This window comes from Citrobacter sp. C348 (genome assembly GCF_047467975.1).
Classification (GTDB): Bacteria; Pseudomonadota; Gammaproteobacteria; order Enterobacterales; family Enterobacteriaceae; genus Citrobacter; species Citrobacter gillenii.
On record NZ_JASJUJ010000007.1, the window covers coordinates 146,970 to 166,542 of the forward strand.

Genomic DNA, 19,573 nt, shown 5'->3' on the forward strand with positions numbered 1-19,573 from the left:
ACATTACCACGACAAAACGCAGGATTCCTCGGCTTCTGGCAGAATGTTTTCGTGCGTCGCCAGGGAAAGGAAACTCACAAATCTGCGCTGGAGCCTCAAAGCATATTCCCCTGCAATAAATAGGGGTTATGTGTGATGAATATCACAAATATGATGAGCGGGGAGATAAAATACTAAACTGTGAGGTATCGCACCTCTGGGCCCTTGTCCGGACACGTAATTTGTTAAGCTGCTCGCAGTTTTCAGCTACTTATCGTTATGAGTCCCTATGGAATCCTGGAGAGTTAACCTTATTTCCGTTTGGTTCGGGTGCTTCTTTACCGGACTGGCGATCAGCCAAATCCTGCCTTTTTTACCGCTCTATGTCTCCCAGCTCGGGGTGACCTCGCATGAAGCGCTGTCGATGTGGTCCGGGTTAACGTTTAGCGTCACCTTTCTGATTTCTGCCATTGTTTCGCCGATGTGGGGCAGTTTAGCCGACCGCAAAGGGCGTAAGCTGATGCTGCTGCGCGCTTCGCTGGGGATGGCGATTGCGATTTTATTGCAGGCCTTTGCCACCAATGTCTGGCAGCTTTTCCTGCTGCGTGGTGTGATGGGATTAACGTCAGGATACATCCCCAATGCGATGGCGTTAGTGGCGTCGCAAGTCCCGCGTGAGCGTAGCGGTTGGGCGCTAAGTACGCTCTCTACTGCACAAATTAGCGGGGTGATTGGTGGGCCGCTGATGGGCGGTTTTATTGCCGACCACGTGGGCTTGCGAGCGGTATTTTGTATTACCGCCGGGCTGCTGGTGGTCAGTTTCCTGGTCACGCTATTCTTCATTAAAGAGGGTGTACGCCCAACGATTAAAAAAAGTGAACGCTTAAGCGGCAAGGCTGTGTTCGCCTCGTTGCCTTATCCGGCGCTGGTGATCAGCCTGTTTTTTACTACCCTGGTTATCCAGTTGTGCAACGGATCAATTGGTCCCATTCTGGCACTGTTTATTAAATCGATGGTGCCAGACAGCGGCAATATTGCCTTTCTTAGTGGGCTGATTGCCTCGGTGCCAGGCATATCGGCGCTGATTTCAGCCCCCCGGCTGGGCAAATTAGGCGATCGGGTGGGAACTGAACGGATCCTCATGGCGACGCTTATCTTTGCCGTGGTGCTGTTTTTCGCCATGTCCTGGGTCACAACGCCGTTGCAGTTGGGGGTATTGCGTTTCCTGCTAGGCTTTGCCGATGGCGCAATGCTTCCTGCCGTGCAAACGCTACTGGTGAAATACTCCAGCGACCAGGTAACTGGGCGTATTTTTGGCTATAACCAGTCGTTTATGTATCTGGGCAACGTCGCCGGACCGTTAATGGGAGCCACTGTGTCGGCCATGGCGGGTTTTCGCTGGGTGTTTATCGCGACCGCGAGCATTGTGCTGATCAACATTTGGCAACTGGCTGTCGCGTTACGACGTCGGCGTCGCACGCGCTGAATGGCGAATAAACCCCGCTGGCTGTCAGCGGGGTTTATCCATAAGTTTGTATTATATTACTGGGTGATTATTAAGCTTCTCACCCTTTTATATTGAATAATTCTGTCGTAATTCCCAATTCATCTTATTTTGCGGTGTGATTGTTTTCGCAAAACGTTTTATTTCTGCTAAAAATACAACTTTCATCCCCTAGGCAGTTGGAAGCCATAATGCTACCGTGACCCATATTTTGTTAAGGGAATACACAAATGAAAAATCTCGTCACTGAGTTGTTACTTAAGCTCGCCCAAAAAGAAGAAGAGTCACAGGATCTCGCCGCTCAGGTAGAAACCTTAGAGCGCGTTATCATGGAAATGCTGCATACGATGGCGACGCATGAGCAGCAAACACTGATTCGTCATCTTGAGGGCGCACTGGCAGGCGTAAGCCGCATGCCAGCCTGTTTAACAACCTTGCATGATGTAGGCGAGAGGGTACCCAAAGCGTATTGAGGTTTGGGTAGCGCCTCACGACGATAAATCATCATAAAAGTGTCACATCAAATACTTATAGTCGCTTTGTTTTAATTTTACCGTATTTATACATGGAGAAAATAAAGTGAAACAAAGCGCACTCGCTATTGCCCTGTTACCTTTGCTGTTTACCCCGGTTATTTATGCAGAATCATCTGCTGTGCCGGTTATGGATAATCGCGCCGCTCAGGGGGATATCACCACGCCGGGTGGCGCCCGCCGATTAGCCGGCGATCAAACGGCCGCTTTGCGTGATTCACTGATTAATAAACCGGCTAAAAATATTATTTTGCTGATCGGCGATGGTATGGGTGACTCAGAAATTACTGCAGCGCGAAATTATGCCGAAGGCGCGGGCGGCTTTTTTAAAGGGATTGATGCGCTACCCCTGACTGGACAATACACCCACTATTCGCTGGATAAGAAAACGGGTAAACCCGATTACGTGACAGATTCAGCGGCCTCGGCAACGGCGTGGACCACCGGGGTGAAATCCTATAATGGTGCGCTGGGCGTTGATATCCATGAAAAAGATCACGCCACGATTCTGGAAATGGCAAAAGCCGCAGGTCTGGCTACCGGCAACGTTTCTACTGCTGAATTACAGGATGCCACTCCGGCTGCGCTGGTTGCGCATGTGACGTCACGTAAATGCTACGGTCCGAGCGTGACCCGTGAAAAATGCCCGACTAATGCGCTGGAAAACGGCGGTAAAGGGTCAATTACTGAACAATTGTTGAATGCTCGTGCCGACGTCACGCTGGGGGGCGGGGCAAAAACGTTTGCGGAAACCGCTGCTGCGGGTGAATGGCAGGGCAAGACGCTGCGTGAGCAGGCGCAGATGCGCGGCTATCAGTTGGTGAGCGACGCCGCATCGCTTGCGGCAATCACTGATGCCAGTCAGGATAAACCGCTGCTGGGGTTGTTCTCTGAAGGTAATATGCCAGTGCGTTGGGAAGGACCGAAAGCCTCGTACCATGGCAACATTGATAAGCCGGCTGTGACCTGTACGCCAAATGCCAAACGCAACGACACGGTGCCGACGCTGGCACAGATGACGGATAAAGCGATTGAGCTGTTAAGCAAAAATGAAAAAGGCTTCTTCCTGCAGGTGGAAGGCGCGTCAATCGATAAACAGGATCATGCTGCTAACCCGTGCGGACAGATTGGCGAAACGGTCGATCTGGATGAGGCCGTACAGCGCGCGCTGGCCTTTGCGAAGAAAGACGGTAATACGCTGGTGGTGGTAACCGCCGATCACGCGCATGCCAGCCAGATAGTGGCGCCAGATACCAAAGCGCCGGGCCTGACTCAGGCGCTGAACACCAAAGATGGCGCGGTGATGGTCATCAGCTACGGCAACTCTGAAGAAGAATCTCAGGAGCATACGGGTAGCCAACTGCGTATTGCTGCCTATGGGCCGCATGCGGCGAATGTGGTTGGTCTGACCGACCAGACCGATCTGTTCTACACCATGAAATCGGCCTTAGGACTGAAATAAGTACACTCCCGGCGGCATTACTTTTGCTGTCGGGTGGTTTTTTTATCGTTAGCAGCCAGACTTATCTGTGTCTCGTCGTTCAGAAAAGGAAGGTGCTATGAAAATATCATTAGTCATGACGTTGCTTTTTGGTCTGCTTTTTTTAGCGACTGTTGGCGCCGCCGAGAAAACGCTAACCCCGCAACAACAACGAATGACCACCTGTAACCAGCAGGCCACAGCGCAGACCTTAAAAGGGGATGCGCGTAAGAGCTATATGAGTGATTGCCTGAAAAACAGTAAATCGGCCCCCGAGGAAAAAAGCCTGACGCCACAGCAACAGAAGATGCGTGAATGTAATGTTCAGGCAACGGAGCAGTCGCTGAAAGGTGACGATCGCAACAAATTTATGAGTGCCTGCCTGAAAAAAGCAGCGTAATTGCGTAGTACATAAGGGTGAGCAGCGAAATTCGCTCACCCGAAATATCATACTCCCGCGCACGTCCTACTTTCTATAATTTGGGAAATTTGTTTCAGAATGTTCCTAAATACGATGAATGATGAAAGTTTCTATCAAAAAAAGGTCGTCCCAAATGAAGCGGTTTTATCGCTTCATCAAAATGACCATCAGCGCTCCGGACTGCGATTTGCCCGACGGATCAGGCTGCCGCGCGCGGTGGGACTGGGCGGGATGTTTTTCCCTATCGCGTCGGTCCTGGTGTCTCAGCCGATCACCGGAGGCTGGTGGCTTTTACTGGTAGGATGGGCTTTTGTCTGGCCGCATCTGGCATGGCAGCTGGCGGGCAAAGCAGATGACCCGATGCATAGCGAATTCACCAACTTAAAAGCCGATGCGATTCTGACCGGAATGTGGATCGGGCTGATGGGGGTAAACCTGCTACCATCGACGGCTCTACTGATGATTATCTGTATCAACCTGATGGGCGCAGGAGGAATACGGTTATTCATCGCCGGTCTGGTGTTGACGATTGTCTCATGTCTGGTCACTCTGCAACTGACGGATATCCTCGTGGCATTTAGCAGTACGCAACTGAGCGTGATGCTGTCGCTGCCGGTGTTGTTGTTGTATCCGCTGCTGTTTGCGTGGGTGAGCTATCAGACGGTCATCAAGCTGGCAGAGCACAAGCGTCGGTTGCAGGTGATGAGCACGCGAGATGGTATGACCGGTGTGTATAACCGACGCCATTGGGAGCTTTTGCTGCGCAATGAATTTGATAGCTGCCGCCGTCATCAGCGCGATGCCACGTTACTGATTATCGATATCGACCACTTCAAAAGTATTAACGATACCTGGGGCCATGACGTTGGCGATGAGGCTATTGTCGCGCTAACGCGTCAGTTGCAGATGACGCTGCGCGGCAGCGATGTAATAGGGCGTTTTGGTGGCGATGAATTTGCTGTGATTATGTGCGGTACCCCGGCGAGCAGCGCCATCGCCGCCATGTCTCGTGTCCACGAACGACTCAGCCTATTGCGATTGTCCTGTGCTCCGCAGGTTGCTCTGCGTATCAGCGTCGGCGTTGCACCGCTGACTTCAGAAACGGAACACTATCGAGAATGGCTGAAATCGGCGGATATGGCGCTTTATAAAGCAAAGAATTCCGGACGTAACCGCACTGAAGCGGCGGCCTGACGTCCGGTTGCCCACTCAGGATTTGCTTAGTTTTTCCGACTGTTCCATGCACTTAACCATCGCTTCAATGACTGAAGAACGGAAACCACGGGCCTCCAGAACGCGCACGGCCTCAATGGTTGTTCCACCTGGTGAGCACACCATATCCTTCAGTTCTCCAGGATGTTTTCCTGTTTCGAGAACCATTTTTGCTGACCCCATCACCGCCTGTGCGGCGAATTTATACGCCTGCGCGCGGGGCATGCCGCCCTGGACGGCCGCATCAGCCATCGCTTCAATAAACATAAACACGTAGGCCGGCGCAGAACCGCTGACGCCGACGACCGGGTGAATCATCGATTCCGCAATCACTTCAGCTTCGCCAAAGCAGCGGAAAATATTTAATACGTCAGCCGTATCTTCCGGCGTCACCAGCGCGTTTGGCGTTACGGAGGTCATGCCCGCATTAACCAGCGACGGTGTGTTGGGCATCGCGCGGATAATTTTACGGTCATGACCCAGCGCGCGGGCAAGCTGATCGAGCGTGACGCCAGCGGCAATAGAGACGACCAGGGAATCTTTGTTCAGGCTGGAGGTGATTTCGCTCAGCACTTTAACCATGATGCCGGGTTTCACAGCACCAAAGACAATATCGGCAATTTGGGCGACTTCCTGCGCCGACTGCGCGGCGTTGATGCCGTACTGGTCGTGTAATGCGGCGACTTTATCAGGAGAGGGGGTATAGACCCAGATTTGTCCGGGGAGAACCTGACCACTGGCGATCATGCCTCCAAGAATGGCTTTGCCCATATTGCCGCAGCCGATAAAACCAATTTTCTTGTCCATCTTGTCACTCCCTATGCGTGATATTCATTGTTTTATACCCGTCATACTTTTGAATTACTTAGGGTATACCTGGGAAAGTTAAGCTTAGCGCGGAATGAATGTGTTCAGAAGGAGAAACAGCACTTTGCCGGAAAGTAAAAGCACGAGACAATGTACGATTGCACAGGAACCAGGAGGTGTTATGACAATATGGGTGGATGCGGATGCGTGTCCGAATGTGATTAAAGATATTTTGTATCGGGCCTCTGAGCGTATGCAGATGCCGCTGATTTTGGTCGCCAACCAGAGTTTGCGCGTGCCGCCTTCGCGTTTTATCCGTACATTACGTGTTCCTGCCGGGTTTGATGTTGCCGATAACGAGATTGTGCGCCAGTGTAGCGCAGGCGATTTGGTGGTAACCGCGGATATACCGCTGGCTTCTGAAGTGATTGAAAAAGGGGCCGCGGCGCTGAATCCTCGTGGCGAACGCTATACCGAAGCCACCATCCGTGAACGTCTGATGATGCGTGATTTTATGGACACACTCCGTGCCAGTGGGATCCAGACCGGAGGCCCGGACACGCTTTCACCGCGCGACCGACAACATTTTGCTGCTGAACTGGATAAGTGGTGGCTGGAAGTTCAGCGTAGAAAATAACGACTGTAATTTATTTTTTACACTTTCATCATTGTGAAATCTTGTTATAGTGAGAATCAATGGGCTTTTTAGCCTGTGGTGGAACTTATTCTTTACGTTTTGGTGATGTACTAGTTTGATGGTATGATTATAACTTTAACAGCATCAGATCCCGCTTGTGGGCGGCTCTCTGGGGAATTTCTGCGATGACGCAACCTCTTTTTCTTGTTGGCCCGCGGGGGTGTGGTAAGACGACAACCGGTATGGCGCTGGCGAAAGCTATCGACTTCCAGTTTGTTGATACCGATCGCTGGTTGCAATCACATGTGCAAATGACCGTTGCCGAAATCGTTGAAAGAGAAGGATGGGATGGATTTCGCGCCCAGGAGACAACGGCTCTGCAGGCGGTGACCGGCCCCTCTACGGTTATTGCGACTGGCGGCGGTATTATTCTTACCGAATATAACCGTCACTATATGCGAAATAACGGCACGGTCATTTATTTAAGCGCGCCGGTCTCGGTACTGGTGAATCGCCTGGAAGCCGCGCCTGAAGAAGGATTGCGCCCAACCTTAACCGGTAAACCGTTGACCGAAGAGGTGCAGGAAGTGCTTGAGCAGCGTGACGCGCTGTATCGCCAGGCGGCGCACTTTATTGTTGATGCAACCCATCAACCCTCCCAGGTTGTGGCCGATATTCTGGCGCTGATGTCACAGGCCGCGCCGCGGTTGCAGGGTGGGGTCTATACTTAACGCTTATCCCTTCAAAAGGAAGCGCTATGCCGACAAAACCTCCTTATCCACGACATGCGACGATTGTTACTGTTGAAAAAGGCTCGCCAGGCCAGACGGTCACCTGGTATCAACTTCGCGCTGACCACCCCAAACCGAATTCGTTGATTAGCGAACATCCGTCCGCGCAGGAAGCAATGGATGCCAAAAAGCGCTATGAAGATCCGCAGAAAACCTGACGTCGGACGCTGTCTGTGTCACATTTTTCGCACGTCTCTGGAGAGTGCGAAAAATGAAAAGTAAACGATAACAATAAATTATTGGAATGATTTGGAATCTTTACACAATGTATTGCTTATCTGCTGCTACGCTTTTGAACATTTGTAGCGCAGATCAGTGCCCGGCATTTATCCGGGAATTCACAGCAAAGTAAGAAGACGGTGGAGCAACACATGAGTACGTCGTTGGCTATCCTCACGATTGGCGTTGTGCCGATGTGTGAGGTATTACCGCTCCTGACAGAATATATCGATGAGCAACACATTACCCACCATAGTTTGCTAGGGCAGATGCGGCGGGAAGAGGTGATGGCCGAGTATGCCATCTCGCCGGGCGACGATGTGTTATTAACGCTGCTCAGTGACCAACAGTTGGCGCACGTTTCGCGCCAGAAAGTGGAACGCGCGCTGCAGGGTATCGTTGAGGTGCTGGACAACCAGGGCTTTGACGTCATTTTACTGATGAGCACTGCGGTCATTACCCGTCTGACGATCCGAAACGGCATCCTGCTGGAGCCCTTACGTATTATTCCCCCTCTGGTGGCGTCGATTGTCGACGGGCATCAGGTTGGCGTGATTGTACCCGTCACTGAATTACTCGCCGCCCAGACGCAGAAATGGCAGGTGCTACAAACGCCGCCAGTCTATGCCGTGGCCAATCCCATTGATGGCACTGAACAACAACTGATTGATGCTGGAAAGCAACTTCTTGAGCAAGGTGCCGACGTGATTATGCTCGACTGCCTGGGGTTTAATCAGCGTCATCGTGATGTACTGCAAAAATCACTCGACGTTCCGGTACTGTTGTCGAATGTGCTGATAGCCCGTCTGGCTTCGGAACTTCTGGCGTAATTTTGCGTGACAGAGGGAACGTCAGGCCCCTATATTGGTTGTTAACTTAATAACGAGATAGGGCCAGTGGTATGCTTCAAAGTAATGAATACTTTTCCGGCAAAGTAAAATCGATTGGTTTTACCAGCAGCAGTACTGGCCGCGCGAGCGTGGGTGTGATGGTGGAAGGCGAGTACACCTTTGGCACGGCGGCACCTGAAGAGATGACGGTGGTGAGCGGGGCATTGAATGTATTGCTGCCGGGCGAAACTGAGTGGAAAGTGTATGCTGCCGGGGAGACGTTTAACGTGCCTGGGCACAGTGAATTTCATCTGCAGGTCGCAGAGCCGACGTCCTATCTTTGCCGTTACCTGTAAGCGTAATATGCCGGATAAGCCGCTTGTGGCGTTATCCGGCAAGACGGGTGCGTTTAGCGCTGCGCTTCGCCGCCTAATCCTTCCACCAGGCTTTTAATCAACGCTGCCAGTTCACCGGTCATCAGGATGAAATCGGCATCAAAACGCTGACCGTAATCTTCTCTGTCGATATCTTCGTTCTGGTCGCGCAGCTCATCGCAGAACTTCAGACGCTTAATCGAGCCATCGTCACACATCAAAAACTGAATGCGCTGCTGCCAGTCGAGAGCCAGCTTGGTGACGACTTTTCCGGCTTCAATGTGCACGGCGATCTCATCACTCACCAGGTCCTGTTTCTTCGCCCGGATCACACCACCGTCTTCCAGCATAGCTTTCAGTTCGGCTTCATCCAGCAACTGGAATCCCTGCGCAGTCGTCCCGGAACGGACCCATTCAGTGAGCGTGAGCTCTATCGGGTTTTCCAGGGTCAGCGGGACTACCGGCAGTGAGCCCAGGCTTTTACGCAGCAGTGCCAGCGTATCTTCCGCTTTCTTGGCGCTCGCACAGTCGACGATGATCAAATCATTAACGGTGTCTATCCACATCATTGTCTGGCTAAAGCGGCTAAAGGCACGCGGCAGCAAGGAGTGCAACACTTCATCTTTCAGCGAGTCTTTCTCGGTCTTCTTGAGTTTGCGACCCTGCTCAGCTTCCAGCTTGAAGATTTTGGCTTCCAGCGCCTGCTTGATCACCGGCGACGGCAGAATTTTTTCTTCTTTGCGGGCGCAGATAATAATTTGGCCATTGTTAGAATGCGTCAATGCGTCGCTGTGCGATCCCATCGGCGGAACCCAGCCCATTTTTGCCATATCCTGGCTACCACAAGGGGTAAACGTCATTGAGGCAAGCTGTTTTTCCATCTCTTCGGCGCGCAAAGAAACATCGCGGCTAAGACGGTAAACCATTAAATTTTTGAACCACAGCATGATAATTTCCACGGCCTTGTCGTTAAATTCAGCGGGCATAATAACGAATTGTCGGCGGGCGTGCATTGCCTAACACCATGCTCGCCTCTACTCTGTTGATATTCCCAAAAAATGAGGACCAGCGTGTGCGTATAGGAATCGATTTAGGTGGTACCAAAACAGAAGTTATCGCGCTGAGTGATGCGGGGGAGCAACTTTTCCGCCATCGCCTGCCCACGCCGCGTGATGACTACCGGCAAACCATAGAAACTATTGCCGCACTGGTGGATATGGCGGAAAAAGCCACCGGACAGACCGGAACCGTTGGTATGGGGATCCCCGGATCGATTTCCCCTTACACGGGGGTGGTGAAGAATGCCAACTCAACCTGGCTCAATGGGCAGCCTTTTGACAAAGACTTAAGCGTGCGTCTGAACCGGGAGGTCCGTCTGGCTAACGATGCTAACTGCCTGGCGGTCTCTGAAGCGGTAGACGGCGCTGCGGCGGGCGCACAAACGGTGTTCGCGGTGATTATCGGTACTGGCTGCGGCTCCGGGGTGGCGTTTAATGGTCGGGCGCATATCGGCGGCAACGGTACTGCGGGTGAGTGGGGACATAACCCGCTGCCGTGGATGGACGAAGATGAACTGCGCTATCGGCAGGAAGTACCGTGTTACTGCGGGAAGCAAGGCTGCATTGAGACCTTTATCTCCGGGACCGGATTCGCCACGGATTATCATCGTCTGAGCGGTAAGCAACTGAAAGGTAGCGACATTATTCGGCTGGTGAGTGAAGGTGATGCACTGGCGGAGCAGGTGCTACGCCGCTATGAATTGCGCCTGGCCAAATCGTTGGCTCATGTGGTGAATATCCTTGACCCGGATGTCATCGTGCTGGGCGGCGGGATGAGCAATGTCGACAGGTTGTATCAGACGGTTCCGTCATTGATTAAACAGTTCGTCTTTGGCGGAGAGTGTGAAACGCCTTTACGCAAGGCGTTGCACGGTGACTCCAGCGGGGTTCGCGGTGCGGCCTGGCTATGGCCGCAGGGGTAATCTTGCTATGCCGGATGGCGCTTATCCGGCATACAATTTATGCCCGTAGGGCGGTTCAGACGCCCATATAGCAGCAGCGATGACATGGCGGAAAACGACAGCAGGGCTGCCGGGAGGGTTACGTAGTTGTAGGCAAAACCCAGCGTCAGCATCATGCCGCCGCAGTACGCGCCAACCGCGCTACCGAGGTTAAAGGCCATTTGCCCACCAGCGGCGCCCAACAGCTCGCCGCCTTTCGCATTTTGCAGCAGCAAAATTTGTAGCGGTGCCGACAGCGCAAACAGACCCGCGCAGCAAATAAAGGCGAAGGTCAGCGACGCGGCTTTCATATCGCCGACGAAAAACAGCATCACCAGGGCCAGCACAATCACGAAGTCGGTCACCACCGCGATGCGCAGCGGCGTATAGCGACCCGAGATCCGCCCACTCAGCAGATTGCCCAGCACCATGCCTAATCCAGCCAGCATCATGATGAAGGTCATCAGCGTTTCGGAAAAACCGGAGATATACATCATGTACGGCTTCACATAGCTAAACCAGGCGAACACTCCGGCGTTGCCAAACATCGTCGCGGAGAAAATAAGCCACGGCGCCGGACTTTTCAGAAAGTGAAATTGCTCGCGCAGTTTGCCTTTCGCTTCATCACTGATGTTGGGTACCCAGAAGGCAATCGACGCGATGACCGCAATATTGAACACGGCGATCAGCAAAAAGGTGTAGCGCCAGCTGAATGTCTGGCTCAGCCAGGTACCGACGGGAATGCCAACCAGGTTGGCGACGGTCATCCCACTGACCATGCCAGCGACGGCGGCGGTGACTTTCCCCGGGCGTGCGAGTTTAGTCAGAATAATGGCCCCGACGCCAAAGAATGCGCCGTGTGGAAAGCCGGAAACCAGCCTGCCGACCGCCAGCATAAAATAGGATGAGGAGAGGGTGAAGATGGCGTTGCCTATCACACATAACGTGACCAGAAACAGCAGAATATGTTTCAGCGAAAAACGATTGGAAAAAAGAGCAATAATCGGCGCACCCAGCACCACGCCGAAAGCGTAAAATGAAATCATGTGGCCCGCCGCAGGAATGGAAATTCCTACATCCCGCGCCAGCTCGGTTAACACACCCATGATGCCAAACTCGGCCATGCCCAGCCCAAACGTCCCGAGGGCTAAAGAGAAAATCACTTTTTTCATACGACCTGCCAGCAATATCAGCGCAGATGTGCGCCACAGCGGCGAACGTTCGCCGCCAATAAGAGCATAGCTTGCGGATAAGTGAAATGAAATGCCATTTCATATCCGTCTCTGAGTATGCAATATTATGCTACATATTGTGCCGGATGGCGCTAACGCTTATCCGGCCTGTGAAGCCGCATCCGTCTGTCGACTACTCCACCGCAAACATCCTGTCGAGTTTGCTATAACCCAGCCCGTTGATTTTCTTCACCTTGATTTGCACCGGAATGCGCTCTTTCATGGCCTCGACGTGGCTTATCACACCAATGGTTTTCCCGGTAGCGTTCAACGCATCCAGAGCGTCCAGCGCGGTATCCAGCGTTTCGCTGTCCAGCGTGCCAAAACCTTCATCAAGGAACAGGGAGTCAATGCGCGTTTTGTGGCTGACCAGATCGGACAGCGCCAGTGCCAGGGCCAGACTTACCAGGAAGCTTTCACCGCCGGACAGCGTGCGGGTATCGCGAACGGCGTCGGCTTGCCAGGTATCAACCACCTCGAGCTCCAGCGCGTCGCTGGCTTTTCGCTGTAGCAGATAGCGACCGTGCAGTCGGGTCAGTTGATTGTTAGCCAGCCATACCAGGTTATCCAGCGTCAGGCCTTGGGCAAATTTGCGGAATTTATCCCCTTCTTTTGAGCCAATCAGCGCATTCAGATAGCCCCAGTCTTCGACCTGGCTGGCTGCCTCTTTAATCTGCTGCATTAATGCCTGCTGACGCTGGCGGTTATCGCTGTCCTGCTTAAGCTGCTGGCGTAACTCCCCCTGTTGGGTGGTGTTCTCTCGAAGTTGTTGCGCCAGTTGTTGCAGCCGGGCTTGCAGGGTTTGTGCGTCGGCGTCCAGCCCCTCCGGGCGCAGCGCCTGATGCGTCTGCAGTTGTTGGCTGGCTTGCCCGGACAGCGCCGTTGCCTGCTGCGATTGATTTTCCAGCGTCTGTTTTAACTGCTCAAGGCGGCGGACGGTATCGTCATCCAGCAGCGCGGAGAGGAACGCCTCTTGATCGGCAAAGCAACTGGCCGCCAGGGCGGCGGTAAATTGCGCCTGCGACTGTTGCAAGCGTTCGCTTTCCAGCGTTTCCTGCTGTTGCTGTGCAGCAAGCTGGCTTTGCAGCGACACGCAGTCGTCGTGAATTTCGCGCCAGTTTTCAGGGATAACCGTTTCGGCTTCTGCGGTGTCCGTTGCAGGAAGCGCATCGAGCAGCGGCTTCAGGGCGTGAATGCGTTCCTGAATCACGCCATGCTGCGTCTGTTTCTCCTGCCACTGCGCGAATTCGGTTTCGCGGGCGCTTAACCAGGCGGCCTCTGTGCCGTCTTCCGGTGCAGTCAGTGACAGCGCGGACAAGGCGCTTTCCAGCCCTTGATGCGTCGTCGCCAGCTGTTGTTGATACTGGCGTTCCTGTTGTTGCTGATCGTGTAACTGGTTTTGCAGCGTCAGGCGCTGGCTGAGCAGATAAAGCTGGCGCTCGTAGTGCTCCTGTTCGCCCATCCAGCCGGTAATATCCTCCTGAATATTCAGCGTAATATTCAGAGCGGTGCAAACGTCCTGCCACTCTTTAGTGAGTGCTTGCTCCTCCTGAGAGAGCGTCTGTATCTCTTCTGTCTCACGCTGGATTTGCTGTGTCAGGGCATTGACCTGCCCCAGAACCAGCAGACCTTCCTCTTTCAGTGCTGCGACTTCTTTGGCTAACTGGTCGCGACGCCGCTGGTTTGCACTCAGTTCCAGCGCCTGATACTCCGAGACTGCAGGATGTGCAGTAGAGCCACATAACGGGCAGGGCTGTCCGGCCTGCAAAAGCGCGCGCTCCGCCTCCAGACTTTTGATTTTTTCTTCCTGTTTGCAGAGTGTTTCAACGTCCAGGTAGTGCTGATTTTTTTCTTTATATTGTTGTCGGCGTAGTGCGAGCGTTTCATTGAGCGCGGCCTGCTGTGCCTGCGCTTTTTGCACGCTTTCACCGTTCTGGCGCAGACGCTTTTGCAGCGGCTGATAGCGAGCATGAAGCGAGGTCAGACGCTGACGGAAAGCCCGTGATTGCGCTTGCTGTTCCATCGCGACCGCAACCTCATCCGCGGTGAGCGTCAGGGCATTTTCCGGCAACGCCGCCAGTTTCTGGCGTAACTCAGCGATACGGGCAGCGAGCGCCGTAAGCTGATGCTTATCGCGACTACGCTGAGAAAAAAGTGCGCGCCAGCCCGCAATCTCCTGGCCCCATAAGCGGAATCGATCATGCTCCGCCAACCACTGCGCCAGTGCGGTAAGTTCGGTCTGAAGTTGCTCGTGGCTGCGCAGTGCACCGTTGCGGATGCGTGCGCGCAGCGAGGTTTTAGCGTGTAAGCGAGCATTTACTTCAATGATCCGCTGCTTTGTTTGCGCCAGGCGTGCAGTCTGCTCCTGCTGGCGATCCCACAGTGGACGAAGCTGGGCGGCAGGCTGCGCGAGCTGGAGTCTTGCCAGCTCAGGCGCGGCGTCCGCAAGCGCCTGTTGGGCCTGCTGCGCTAAGCTAGCCACGCGCTGCTGTTCACGAACCAGTTCGTCGCTGCGCGTAAGCCATTGAAAATCTTTCTGCTGACGTTGCTGCTGTGCCAGCAGATTTTTTTCTTCGTCAGTAAGTACCTGCAAACTTTGCTGCAACTGCTGTTGTTGCTCTTCGCTTAACAGGACGACACCCGCCGCCTGTGCTTCGCATATTTCGAGCGTGTTGCGCGCCGCTTTGTGTTTTTCAAACACCATTGCCGAAATTTGTCCGTAGATTTCGGTGCCGGTCAGCTCTTCCAGCAGCTCAGCGCGTTCCTTCGGTTTGGCGTTAAGGAAGGCGGCGAACTGCCCCTGCGACAGCAGCATCGAACGGGTAAATCGTCCGTAATCCAGCCCGGTGAGTGCGGCGGTCATGTCCAGCTTGTCTTTGACTTTATCGGCGAGAATTTTTCCGTCGGCGCAGCGGGCAAGCTCCACGCGTGGGACCTGCAGATTGCCGTCAGGCTGGTTGCGTGCCCGATTCTGGCTCCAGAACGCGCGGTAGGCTTCGCCTTTTACTTCGAACTCGACCTCAGCCAGACATTCGGCGGTGTCGCGGGTCATCAGGTCGTTTTGCGACTGTGATACGGTATTCAGGCGCGGTGTCTCGTGGTACAGCGCGAGACAAATCGCATCAAGCAGGGTGGTTTTTCCGGCCCCTGTAGGCCCGGTGATGGCAAACAGACCGTTGCTGGCAAAAGGCTCTGCCGTGAAGTCGACTTTCCATTCCCCTTTCAGGGAGTTGAGGTTTTTCAGGCGCAGGCTAAGAATTTTCATGCGTCAGCCTCCCCGGCAAGCGTCTGTAACGTGTCATTAAACAGCTGATTAAGACGTTCCCGCCTCGGCGCTTCCAGTTCCTCCAGCGCCAGACGGCGGTCAAAGACTTCCGTCACGCTCAGTTCGCTCAGCGTTTCACGCCGCTCATTGGCCATAATACGCTCGCGCTGCTCCCGACTGCGGCGCACCAGCAGAACCTCTACCGGCAGGTCTTCCGTCAACGCCTGAATTTTGCGCTGCATGTCGTGCAGGTAATCGTCGGTGGTGATTTCAATATCTAACCAGACGGGCGTTTGCAGCTCTACATCGCGCCATTGCTCAAACTGGGCGGTAATGGCGGCTAAATCGCCTTTCAATACCGCCAGCGGCTGCGTGACCGGTACGGTGAGATTGTCGACGGTATGTAGCTTGCCGTCTTCGAAGCTCACCAGATGCACGCCTTTGCTTTTGCCACATTCGTCAAAACTGAGGGCAATCGGCGAGCCACAGTAGCGAATATGTTCTGTTCCGCCGATGACCTGCGCCCGGTGAATATGTCCCAACGCGATGTAATCTGCTGGCGGGAAATTCTGCGCCGGAAAGGCATCCAGTGTGCCAATATAAATGTCACGTACCGCGTCACTTTTGCTGGCACCGACGGTCGTCAGGTGCCCGGTTGCAATGATCGGCAGGTTGCGTTCACCGCGCAGTTCACAGGCGTCCTGGTACTGCTGCTGGTAATAGTCGGTAATTGCCCCCAGCAAATGCTGTTGTTTTTCGCTGCCGGTGAGTCCCGCCTGGCTGGTGATGATGTCGCGTGGGCGTAAAAAGGGAATCGGGCACAGCACGGCGCCTGGCGTGCCGTCGCGGCGTTTCAGTATTTGCGGTCCATGACCTGCGCTGGCGACCACCGTGGTGTTCAGAAACGCCAAAATATCGCGTGATTCATTAAGCGTGGCGACCGAGTCATGGTTGCCTGCCAGCACCACCAGGTGGCAGCCTGTTTGCTGCAAATTGACGACAAAGCGGTTGTAAATCTCGCGGGCATAGCTCGGCGGTGAGCCGGTATCAAAAATATCGCCTGCCACAATAATGGCATCCACCTGATGGGATTGTGCGGTCTCCAGCAGCCAGTCAAGAAAGGCCTGATGCTCGGCGGCGCGGCTCTTGCTGTAGAAGTTTTGGCCCAGATGCCAGTCTGAGGTATGAAGGATGCGCATACGAGTTCCATGACGAAAAAGCAATGAGGGGGATTATACCCTTGCAATGGCGTGAATATCTTGTTTCCGGGCTGTCATAATTCAACAACATTGGTTAAGCCTGGACTATCTTTTTCATAAATCTGTCATAAATCTGACGCATAATGGCGGCGTATAGAGGGTATGAACGATTAAATTAAAACAGGGCAAATCATGGCGAGACGTATTCTGGTCGTAGAAGATGAAGCTCCAATTCGTGAAATGGTCTGCTTCGTGCTCGAGCAAAACGGGTTCCAACCTGTAGAAGCCGAAGACTATGACAGTGCGGTGAATCAACTCAATGAACCCTGGCCGGATCTTATCCTGCTTGACTGGATGCTTCCCGGCGGCTCGGGGTTACAGTTCATTAAACACCTCAAACGTGAAGCGATGACGCGGGACATCCCGGTGATGATGCTGACGGCAAGAGGTGATGAAGAAGATCGCGTACGTGGGCTGGAAACCGGTGCGGATGACTATATCACCAAGCCGTTTTCGCCGAAGGAACTGGTGGCGCGCATTAAAGCCGTACTGCGTCGTATTTCACCAATGGCGGTTGAAGAAGTTATTGAGATGCAGGGGCTGAGCCTTGATCCCACCTCGCATCGTGTAATGACCGGCGAAGAACCGCTGGATATGGGGCCAACTGAGTTCAAACTGCTGCATTTCTTTATGACTCATCCTGAGCGCGTCTACAGCCGCGAACAACTACTTAATCATGTCTGGGGCACCAACGTGTACGTAGAAGACCGGACGGTTGACGTGCATATCCGCCGCTTGCGTAAGGCGCTGGAGCACAGCGGCCACGATCGCATGGTGCAGACGGTACGCGGAACGGGATACCGTTTTTCAACCCGCTTCTGACCGGCACGGAAAATAGCCCATTAGATCAAGTTGTATAGGGAGTGCGACGTTTGCTGGAACGATTGTCATGGAAAAGGCTGGTACTGGAGCTGATACTTTGCTGCATTCCGGCTTTTATCCTTAGTGCTTTTTTCGGTTATCTGCCGTGGTTTTTACTGGCATCGGTAACGGGTCTGCTTATCTGGCATTTCTGGAATTTACTGCGTTTGTCCTGGTGGCTGTGGGTCGACAGGAGTATGACGCCTCCGCCGGGGCGGGGCAGTTGGGAACCGCTGCTTTACGGCCTGCATCAAATGCAACTGCGTAACAAAAAACGCCGCCGCGAACTGGGTAATCTGATTAAGCGTTTTCGCAGCGGGGCTGAATCGCTGCCTGATGCGGTGGTACTGACCACCGAAGAGGGTGGGATTTTCTGGTGTAACGGCCTGGCACAGCAGGTTCTGGGACTGCGTTGGCCGGACGATAGTGGGCAAAATATTCTTAACCTGCTTCGCTACCCGGAATTTACCTCATACCTGAAAACGCGCGACTTTAGTCGGCCAATTAATTTGGTACTTAATACCGGGCGGCATCTGGAAATTAGGGTGATGCCGTATACCGACAAGCAGTTGCTGATGGTAGCGCGCGATGTCACGCAGATGCACCAACTGGAAGGCGCGCGGCGTAATTTCTTTGCCAACGCCAGCCACGAGTTGCGTACGCCGCTGACGGTGCTGCAAGGTTATCTGGAGATGATGCAGGAGCATCCCCTGGAAGGGGCAACGCGAGAGAAAGCGCTGGATACCATGCGTGAGCAAACGCAGCGTATGGAAGGACTGGTGAAGCAACTGCTGACGCTATCGAAAATAGAAGCCGCACCGACACTGCCGCAGAATGAGAAGGTGGATGTGCCGATGATACTGCGCGTGGCTGAGCATGAAGCACAAACGCTGAGTCAGAATAAACACACGTTTACCTTCGACGTGGATAATCGCCTGAGCGTGATGGGTAACGAGGAGCAACTGCGTAGCGCCATCTCGAATCTTATCTATAACGCAGTGAACCACACCCCGGCGGGAACGCATATCACCGTGCGCTGGCAGCGGGCGACGCCGGGAGCCGAGTTCAGCGTCGAAGATAACGGGCCAGGGATTGCGCCTGAGCATATCCCGCGTTTGACCGAACGCTTTTATCGCGTGGATAAAGCGCGATCGCGGCAAACGGGCGGCAGTGGTCTCGGGCTGGCTATTGTGAAGCACGCTCTAAATCATCACGACAGCCGATTGAATATCGAAAGTCAGCCGGGCAAAGGGACGCGGTTTAGCTTTGTGCTGGCGGAACGTTTACTTGCCAAAAGTAACGACTGACGCGTATTCGTAAGGTTATCTTTCCAAAAGCCAGCGCGAGTTAAATGCCGTTCAGTTAAGCATATATGGAGAATGTTTTGCTCTGAATTAGTTTCCGTTCACCTTATGTGCGTAGCTTCTCTGATATCGCTATACCCGTGAACGTGCAAGGGAGGCTCGCCGCCTCCCTTGCATCCCAGGCTCCCGGCGGGAAAATCGTCGCTACGCGATTCATTCGTCTTATGCCGTCTGCCTGTCGGGTCGGGGCCGAGCCTGCGTCCCTGCAGGCCGTCCCCTCTGTCCGCATCCCTGCGGACAGACCCGGTCAGCCGTCAACGTCTCATCGATTTTCAGCCGGACCAGGGTGTCGCTTCAGCGTTCTGACTTTCAGCTATATCCGTTTTGCTGTTCAGATATATTCAAATAAAAGCGCAGATGGTGAGGTGTGGACTGGTCCGGCTGAAAATTGCCGACGTGTTTCCGTAAGGCCGGGAGAGCCAGCATGGATGCTGGCTCAGGGCGCGCTTTACAGGGAGGTTTCCTCGCGCCCGGCCCGGTAGCCTGAAGGAATAAGCGGAGGGAACCGCGGAGCGGCAATTTTCCTGCCGGGAGCCGGGATTGTAAAGGGCGTGGCGAAGAACGCCCTTTACACGTTCACAGGAATCAATGTTTCAGAGAAGCGATGAACATAAGGTGAACGGAACCCTTTCTCTGAGATAGCATATTCGTTACCTGCACCAATACAGGTTGATGCTTTCTGAAACTGAGGCGTTCACTTAACAGCACTAAGCAGAAGCTGGCTTTTTCACTGTGGTCAATACGGCCATCCTGAATTTTACGACGTTTGATTGTTTTTTGTTCGCATTATTACCCATACCTTTTTC

At 53.6% G+C, this 19,573-nt stretch carries 18 protein-coding genes; 13 read left to right on the forward strand and 5 right to left on the reverse strand.

The genetic code is table 11. The annotated features are described in order from the left end of the window. Positions 1–268: 268 nt before the first annotated feature. The 5 genes from QNN86_RS14660 (at position 269) to adrA (ending at position 5,111) form a co-directional block, all read left to right on the forward strand. On the forward strand, positions 269–1,465 hold the full coding sequence (locus tag QNN86_RS14660; RefSeq protein WP_181629257.1) for a multidrug efflux MFS transporter: 1,197 nt from the start codon (positions 269–271) through the stop codon (positions 1,463–1,465). Positions 1,466–1,713: 248 nt separating this feature from the next. After that, positions 1,714–1,956: a sigma-S stabilization anti-adapter protein IraP gene (locus QNN86_RS14665; RefSeq protein WP_181618776.1), complete on the forward strand. Its 243-nt coding sequence runs from the start codon at positions 1,714–1,716 to the stop codon at positions 1,954–1,956. Between the two features lie 106 nt (positions 1,957–2,062). Further along, positions 2,063–3,478, forward strand: coding sequence for an alkaline phosphatase (gene phoA, locus QNN86_RS14670; RefSeq protein WP_181499032.1), 1,416 nt, complete (start codon positions 2,063–2,065; stop codon positions 3,476–3,478). 97 nt (positions 3,479–3,575) lie between these two features. After that, on the forward strand, positions 3,576–3,896 hold the full coding sequence (gene psiF, locus QNN86_RS14675; protein WP_096758111.1) for a phosphate starvation-inducible protein PsiF: 321 nt from the start codon (positions 3,576–3,578) through the stop codon (positions 3,894–3,896). Positions 3,897–3,995: 99 nt separating this feature from the next. Further along, positions 3,996–5,111, forward strand: a complete 1,116-nt coding sequence (adrA, locus tag QNN86_RS14680; RefSeq protein WP_414211438.1) for a diguanylate cyclase AdrA — start codon at positions 3,996–3,998, stop codon at positions 5,109–5,111. Between the two features lie 15 nt (positions 5,112–5,126). On the opposite strand, the gene proC is transcribed toward adrA, so the two are convergent. Continuing rightward, complete coding sequence (gene proC, locus QNN86_RS14685) at positions 5,127–5,936, reverse strand: pyrroline-5-carboxylate reductase (protein WP_096758109.1); 810 nt, start codon at positions 5,934–5,936, stop codon at positions 5,127–5,129. 181 nt (positions 5,937–6,117) lie between these two features. On the opposite strand from proC, the gene QNN86_RS14690 reads away from it, so the two are divergent. From QNN86_RS14690 to ppnP, 5 genes are all read left to right on the forward strand, one after another. Further along, positions 6,118–6,573, forward strand: a complete 456-nt coding sequence (locus QNN86_RS14690) for a YaiI/YqxD family protein (RefSeq protein WP_096758108.1) — start codon at positions 6,118–6,120, stop codon at positions 6,571–6,573. A gap of 185 nt (positions 6,574–6,758) precedes the next feature. Further along, positions 6,759–7,304, forward strand: a complete 546-nt coding sequence (gene aroL / locus QNN86_RS14695; RefSeq protein WP_181618778.1) for a shikimate kinase AroL — start codon at positions 6,759–6,761, stop codon at positions 7,302–7,304. Between the two features lie 26 nt (positions 7,305–7,330). After that, complete coding sequence (gene yaiA / locus QNN86_RS14700; RefSeq protein ID WP_181618779.1) at positions 7,331–7,522, forward strand: protein YaiA; 192 nt, start codon at positions 7,331–7,333, stop codon at positions 7,520–7,522. Positions 7,523–7,735: 213 nt separating this feature from the next. After that, positions 7,736–8,413 (forward strand): AroM family protein, encoded by a 678-nt coding sequence (locus tag QNN86_RS14705; protein WP_115259254.1) that lies wholly within the window; start codon positions 7,736–7,738, stop codon positions 8,411–8,413. A 71-nt stretch (positions 8,414–8,484) separates the two neighbouring features. Beyond that, positions 8,485–8,769: a pyrimidine/purine nucleoside phosphorylase gene (ppnP, locus tag QNN86_RS14710; protein WP_115259253.1), complete on the forward strand. Its 285-nt coding sequence runs from the start codon at positions 8,485–8,487 to the stop codon at positions 8,767–8,769. A gap of 53 nt (positions 8,770–8,822) precedes the next feature. Here the strand turns inward: ppnP and rdgC are convergent, their stop codons facing one another. Further along, a complete protein-coding gene (gene rdgC / locus QNN86_RS14715) occupies positions 8,823–9,734 on the reverse strand; it encodes a recombination-associated protein RdgC (RefSeq protein WP_096759460.1) in 912 nt (303 codons plus the stop codon). A gap of 125 nt (positions 9,735–9,859) precedes the next feature. Between rdgC and mak the strand changes: the two genes are divergently transcribed. Beyond that, positions 9,860–10,768, forward strand: coding sequence for a fructokinase (gene mak, locus QNN86_RS14720; RefSeq protein WP_181618780.1), 909 nt, complete (start codon positions 9,860–9,862; stop codon positions 10,766–10,768). A 5-nt stretch (positions 10,769–10,773) separates the two neighbouring features. On the opposite strand, the gene araJ is transcribed toward mak, so the two are convergent. The 3 genes from araJ to sbcD form a co-directional block, all read right to left on the reverse strand. Then, a complete protein-coding gene (gene araJ / locus QNN86_RS14725) occupies positions 10,774–11,958 on the reverse strand; it encodes an MFS transporter AraJ (RefSeq protein WP_414211443.1) in 1,185 nt (394 codons plus the stop codon). A 193-nt stretch (positions 11,959–12,151) separates the two neighbouring features. Beyond that, complete coding sequence (gene sbcC / locus QNN86_RS14730; protein WP_414211445.1) at positions 12,152–15,283, reverse strand: exonuclease subunit SbcC; 3,132 nt, start codon at positions 15,281–15,283, stop codon at positions 12,152–12,154. Then, a complete protein-coding gene (gene sbcD / locus QNN86_RS14735) occupies positions 15,280–16,482 on the reverse strand; it encodes an exonuclease subunit SbcD (RefSeq protein WP_414211448.1) in 1,203 nt (400 codons plus the stop codon). The genes sbcC and sbcD overlap by 4 nt, the downstream gene beginning before the upstream one ends. 192 nt (positions 16,483–16,674) lie before the next feature. Here sbcD and phoB point away from each other — a divergent pair, with 192 nt between their 5' ends. After that, a complete protein-coding gene (gene phoB / locus QNN86_RS14740) occupies positions 16,675–17,364 on the forward strand; it encodes a phosphate response regulator transcription factor PhoB (RefSeq protein ID WP_096758099.1) in 690 nt (229 codons plus the stop codon). A gap of 50 nt (positions 17,365–17,414) precedes the next feature. Further along, entirely contained in the window at positions 17,415–18,710 is a 1,296-nt protein-coding gene (gene phoR / locus QNN86_RS14745; protein WP_181618783.1) for a phosphate regulon sensor histidine kinase PhoR, read from the forward strand. Positions 18,711–19,573 lie beyond the last annotated feature (863 nt).

Bases quoted from the DNA above. Each gene is read 5' to 3' on its own strand.
- rdgC (WP_096759460.1), bottom strand. From the start codon at position 9,734: ATGCTGTGGTTCAAAAATTTAATGGTTTACCGTCTTAGCCGCGATGTT.
- yaiA (WP_181618779.1), top strand. From the start codon at position 7,331: ATGCCGACAAAACCTCCTTATCCACGACATGCGACGATTGTTACTGTT.
- psiF (WP_096758111.1), top strand. From the start codon at position 3,576: ATGAAAATATCATTAGTCATGACGTTGCTTTTTGGTCTGCTTTTTTTA.
- QNN86_RS14665 (WP_181618776.1), top strand. From the start codon at position 1,714: ATGAAAAATCTCGTCACTGAGTTGTTACTTAAGCTCGCCCAAAAAGAA.
- proC (WP_096758109.1), bottom strand. From the start codon at position 5,936: ATGGACAAGAAAATTGGTTTTATCGGCTGCGGCAATATGGGCAAAGCC.
- QNN86_RS14705 (WP_115259254.1), top strand. From the start codon at position 7,736: ATGAGTACGTCGTTGGCTATCCTCACGATTGGCGTTGTGCCGATGTGT.
- QNN86_RS14690 (WP_096758108.1), top strand. From the start codon at position 6,118: ATGACAATATGGGTGGATGCGGATGCGTGTCCGAATGTGATTAAAGAT.
- QNN86_RS14660 (WP_181629257.1), top strand. From the start codon at position 269: ATGGAATCCTGGAGAGTTAACCTTATTTCCGTTTGGTTCGGGTGCTTC.
- araJ (WP_414211443.1), bottom strand. From the start codon at position 11,958: ATGAAAAAAGTGATTTTCTCTTTAGCCCTCGGGACGTTTGGGCTGGGC.
- sbcD (WP_414211448.1), bottom strand. From the start codon at position 16,482: ATGCGCATCCTTCATACCTCAGACTGGCATCTGGGCCAAAACTTCTAC.
- ppnP (WP_115259253.1), top strand. From the start codon at position 8,485: ATGCTTCAAAGTAATGAATACTTTTCCGGCAAAGTAAAATCGATTGGT.
- adrA (WP_414211438.1), top strand. From the start codon at position 3,996: ATGTTCCTAAATACGATGAATGATGAAAGTTTCTATCAAAAAAAGGTC.
- phoB (WP_096758099.1), top strand. From the start codon at position 16,675: ATGGCGAGACGTATTCTGGTCGTAGAAGATGAAGCTCCAATTCGTGAA.
- aroL (WP_181618778.1), top strand. From the start codon at position 6,759: ATGACGCAACCTCTTTTTCTTGTTGGCCCGCGGGGGTGTGGTAAGACG.
- sbcC (WP_414211445.1), bottom strand. From the start codon at position 15,283: ATGAAAATTCTTAGCCTGCGCCTGAAAAACCTCAACTCCCTGAAAGGG.